This window comes from Streptomyces gilvus, from assembly GCF_022513565.1.
Classification (GTDB): Bacteria; Actinomycetota; Actinomycetes; order Streptomycetales; family Streptomycetaceae; genus Streptomyces; species Streptomyces gilvus.
The window spans coordinates 1-452 of the sequence record NZ_JAKWBE010000088.1 but is presented as its reverse complement, the minus strand read 5'-3'; the positions used below and the strand labels follow the sequence as shown (position 1 = coordinate 452).

The 452-nt window shown below is 71.9% G+C and carries 1 protein-coding gene; it reads left to right on the top strand.

Annotated elements, in window-relative coordinates:
• A partial coding sequence (locus MKW14_RS40740) for a beta-galactosidase (RefSeq protein ID WP_240871843.1) occupies positions 1 to 452 on the top strand: 452 nt, incomplete at both ends.

The following is a 452-nucleotide window of genomic DNA, read 5'->3' as shown; positions in this document are numbered from 1 at the left end:
CACTCCACTTCCAGGACCTGGTGCGGGCCTGGTACGAGCCGCTGTGGCGTTCGGGCGTGGCGGTGGACTTTGTACGCCCCGACGCGGACCTGTCCTCCTACCGCCTGGTCCTGGCCCCGAGCCTCTACCTGATCGACGACGAGGGCGCGGCCAACCTCACCGGCTTCGCCGAGCGGGGCGGCACCCTGGCGGTCGGCTTCCACAGCGGCATGGTGGACGCCGACTGCCATGTCCGTCTCGGCGGTTACCCCGGCGCCTTCCGCGAGACCCTGGGCGTGCGCACCGACGAACTCTTTCCCCTGCTGCCCGACGAGCAGGTCTCCCTGACCGACGGCGGCACGGGCACGCTGTGGTCGGAACGGGTACGGCTGGAGGGCGCGCAGGCGGTCACGTCGTACGAGGACGGCCAGCTGACCGGCGTCCCCGCGGTCACCCGTAACGCCCACGGCTCG